Genomic DNA, 3,387 nt, shown 5'->3' on the forward strand with positions numbered 1-3,387 from the left:
CGGACCGATCTCCGCCGGACCCACCGCGACCGGGCCGGCAACCACCCGGTCTGACGAGCCGACAAGACCGCCCTCACAACGCGGCTCCGTGCCCGGGGCGGTGCCCTGGACGCCGAAACTCTCAGCCCTCACCCGGCCTGCGTCCCCCCAGCCGCTCTCGGCCGTCCCCACGCTGGCAGGCCCACTCCCCAGCCCCGGCTCTGCGCCACCGGAGCCACGCGGAGCGAGACCGCAGGACATGCAGGGTCGCGCCGCGGTCCTGTCCGGCACCGGATTCCCACCCACTATCTCCTCCTCCTCTGACGACGATCCGACGCGACCGCCCTCGAACGGCCGCCGGCTCCCCACCGAACCCCCGCCGCCCACACCCACGCCCAGGCCTTTCGGCCCTCCCCGAAGGACCGCATCGGCCGGTCCCGTCCCGCCAACCACCGCGGACACCGGCGACGCCCCCGAGGCCGCCGAGGCCACCGGTCTGCTGGCCCATCCGGGACGACCGCTCATCCACCCGACGGATATCCCACGGGTACCATCCGCGATCTACTTCGAGACGCCCCGGATGCGAGCGAACCGGCAGGGCCGCGTCCCGGCCGAATCGATCCAGCCCGGGACGGAGGCACCACCTGGACCCCCTGCCCCCCCGCAGCCAACCACCGAGTACCGGACCGCGATCCCGCCCCGGCCGCCGGTCCCGCCTCCGAACGAACGGCTGGCGGGACCGGCGGACGCGCACCATGCACCGCCGCAGGCTGCTCGGGCGCGCTACGCCGACGGAGATACCACCGTCCCGGATGTCGGCGTTTCACGGCCCCCGGTGGCGACGTCCGGGGCGGCGCCACAGCGTGTGCCGCTCGAGACCACGCCGCCCGCCGATCCCACCGCGCCCGCCGAGGCGCAGGTCCGGATTCTCGGGCTGCCCACCGTCGAGGGTCCCGGGCGGCCACCCGCCGAGCGCATCGACCTGTTGACCGAGGTCATCGTCTACCTCGCGCTGCACCGGGAAGGCGTAGACAGTCGGCTTCTCGCCGAGGAGATCTGGCCATCCGACACCACAGAGGAGATCGCCGACGCCGCGCTGGCCGAAGCGCGCCAGTGGCTGGGGAGCGATGCCAACGGCTCGCCTCGAATCATGATCGGCCCGGATGGCCGATGGTGGCTGAGTCCGGATGTGCGCTGCGACTGGGAACTCTTCGTGGCCTACACCCACCGGGCCGGTCTGCCGGGCAGCGACGCCGAGGCGGATCTGACGACGGCCCTGCGGATGGTCAGCGGCCCCCTGTGGACGGATCTGCCTGCCGGGCGGTACCGCTGGGCGACCACCGGGCCAATCGCCCGAAGCACCTGGGCGGGCGTGGTCGACGTGGCGCATCGCCTCGCCCAACTGACGTTGGACTTCGGTGACACGATGACGGCGATGGCGGCCTGCCGCACCGGGCTACGGGCTGTGCCGACCTCCGAAGTGCTCTGGCGGGACCTGCTGCGCACGGTCGCCGCGCGGGGTGATCGCCGAACTCTGCAGGCTGTGGCAACGGAGATGTACCGAACTATCGGTGTCAGCGGGGTGCGCCGCGGCGGGCGGGCCGAGGCCGAGACGGACGCACTGGTGCAGACCCTGCTGCCCGGATTCCGTCGCGGCCGGCGGTAGTGCCCGTCTCCGCTCCCGGGGCAGCCGGCAGAGGACCCGGCCTGATGGCTGGTCGCTGGTGACGCTAGCCAACCTCGGGGATCTTGGGCACCCCGGCGATCTCCGAGGCACCGGGGTCCGCGGTGAACTCGGCAGCCGCGGCAGGAGAAGAATCGGGACCGCGCAACGCCGACGCGCAAACCATGATCGCGATGAGCAGGACAAGCACGACGACCATGGCGAGTTGCAGGCCCGCCAGCTCGGCGAGCCCACCGATGAGAGCCGGCCCGCACAACCATCCGGCATACCCGACCGTGCCGACCACGGCGATGGAGCTGCCCGTCGACGATCTGAGCCGCCCCGTCGCGGAGAACACCGCGGGCAGCACGCAGGCGGTGCCGACGCCGAGCGTTCCGAATCCGACGATTCCCCCGACCGTGCCGAACGCCGAGGAACCGAGCGCAAGCATGACCGCGAATCCCACCATCGCGGTCACGGCGAGGCCGCGGACCATTCGGGTCGGGCCGAACCGTGCCATGGCGCGGTCCCCGAACAGGCGCACGACGAACATGCAGGAGGTGAAGGCCACAAAGCCGATACCCGCGATTCCGGCAGTCGCTCCGGCTACATCGGTGAGGTAGACGGCGCTCCAGTCCGCCGCCACACCTTCGCAGAGGAAACTACCGAAGGCGATGACGCACAGTGCGACGAACTGCCGGGCACGGCTGCCGGTGCCCGGGGGACCCGGGGGACCCGCTCCGTCGCGGTCTCCGCCCCAGCCGTCTCGCCCGTCCCCTGGCGCGACTTCCCGTGCAGCGCCGTCGGGCAGCATCCAGGCCGTGGCGGGTAGGGCGGCAGCGAGACCCAACCCGCCGAGCACCGCGAACTGCACGCCGATCGGGACACTCAGAGCGGCCGCCGCCGAACCGATCCCGGCCCCGGACAGGGCACCCGCCGTCCACGCCGCATGGGCGGAGGTCATGATCGGCCGCTGGTAGCAGCGCTCAATCCCCACGGCCTGGGTGTTCAGGGAGATGTCGAGGCAGCTGCTGGTCGCCCCCCACAGGGCGAGCAGGGCGAACAGAGACCAGGGTCCCTCGATGAGCGGGACCAGAAGACCGGTGGCGCAGTAGGCGGGCAGACCTGCTCGCACCATGGTGATGCTGCCGTACCGGGTGACCGCCAGACCGATCAGCCACAATGTCAGAACCGCCCCGATCGGGGCGCCGAGCAGGGTCAGACCGAGCTGCCCGTCGCCGAGTTCGAGCCCCTCCTTGATTTGCGGTATACGCGGCGCCCAGCTCGCAAGCAGCAGAGCCAGCAGGAACAGCGAGCTCATCGTCGCCGCCCGGGCACGGAACAGTGCTTGGGCGCCGAAGGGCTGGCTCCGAGTCGCGCGGCGCACGCCGCCCGGATCCATCAGGATGATCTCCAGCCGTCGATCTTCATGATGCGCACGCCGTGTGGAGAATTACCCTGCACCCCGGATCGTTACGCATCATCACTCGACGCGACGATACTCGATAAGATCGGGCAGCGCTCTAGCGACATCCAATTATGCTTCGACAAATCTAATTACGATATACAAAATCTAATTACATTGCGTAAAATCCAGTTATGATCGACGGCACCCGATGACGTCCCGGTGTCACTATGAGGACCGCTCGACCATAAGGACCTCTCGGCAGCGGGCGCTAACGTGCCCGCCCGATCGGGCACGATGGCGTTCCCGTGGCCGTCGCGTCGGATACTGGCGGGGTGCG

Annotated in this window: 2 protein-coding genes; one reads left to right on the forward strand and one right to left on the reverse strand. The window is 70.4% G+C overall.

Features of this window, described 5'->3' with window-relative positions; genetic code table 11:
• Positions 1-844 precede the first annotated feature (844 nt).
• On the forward strand, positions 845-1,645 hold the full coding sequence (locus AC08OV_RS18740; protein ID WP_476613848.1) for an AfsR/SARP family transcriptional regulator: 801 nt from the start codon (positions 845-847) through the stop codon (positions 1,643-1,645).
• 64 nt (positions 1,646-1,709) lie between these two features.
• Here the strand turns inward: AC08OV_RS18740 and AC08OV_RS18745 are convergent, their stop codons facing one another.
• Positions 1,710-3,044, reverse strand: coding sequence for an MFS transporter (locus AC08OV_RS18745; RefSeq protein ID WP_476613849.1), 1,335 nt, complete (start codon positions 3,042-3,044; stop codon positions 1,710-1,712).
• Positions 3,045-3,387: the final 343 nt, after the last annotated feature.

Source organism: Frankia sp. CeTa3Moorea, from assembly GCF_978021225.1.